This window comes from Rhizobium sp. 01T444, from assembly GCF_056398305.1.
The window spans coordinates 1-715 of record NZ_JBFTPD010000173.1 but is presented as its reverse complement, the minus strand read 5'-3'; the positions used below and the strand labels follow the sequence as shown (position 1 = coordinate 715).

Below are 715 nucleotides of genomic sequence, written 5' to 3'. Positions count from 1 at the left end.
TCTACTGGTATCAGCTGGTCTGGGTTCCGATCACGGCGCTCCTGATCTGGATCGTCTACCGGCATGCCTACGATGAGGGAGACGAATGATGAACGGCGAAATCCACTGGACGGCGCTCGCGGTCTTCATCTTCTTCTTCGTTCTCGTCACCGTGATGGGCTTCGCGGCCTCGCGCTGGCAGACCGGCGGCAAGGCCAGGGAGGCGCATCTCGACGAGTGGGGCCTGGGCGGCCGCAACTTCGGCACCTGGATCACGTGGTTCCTCGTGGGCGGCGACTTCTACACCGCCTATACGGTGATCGCCGTTCCCGCGCTGGTCTACGCGGTCGGCGCCTATGGCTTCTTCGCGCTGCCCTACACGATCCTCGTGTACCCCATCGTCTTCTTCATCATGCCCAAGCTCTGGCACTCGGCGCAGCGCGCCGGACACGTGACGGCGGCCGACGTGGTGTACGGCCGCTATGGCAACCGCGCCCTCGAACTCGCCGTCGCGGTCACGGGCGTCTTCGCGACCATGCCCTACATCGCGCTGCAGCTGGTCGGCATGGAGGTCGTCATCAAGGCCCTGGGCCTCACGGGCGAGCTGCCGCTGGCGGCGGCCTTCGTGATTCTTGCGCTCTACACCTACTCGGCCGGCCTGCGCGCGCCGGCGCTCATCGCCTTCGTCAAGGACCTGATGATCTACATCGTGGTGCTGGTGGCGGTGGTGCTGGTG

1 protein-coding gene is annotated in these 715 nt (G+C 65.5%); it reads left to right on the top strand.

Annotated features, from left to right (window positions below; all coding sequences use genetic code 11):
* Positions 1–88: 88 nt before the first annotated feature.
* Positions 89–715 (top strand): sodium:solute symporter family transporter (locus tag AC1DTN_RS37810; protein WP_477925259.1); only part of this gene is annotated, 627 nt, incomplete at its 3' end.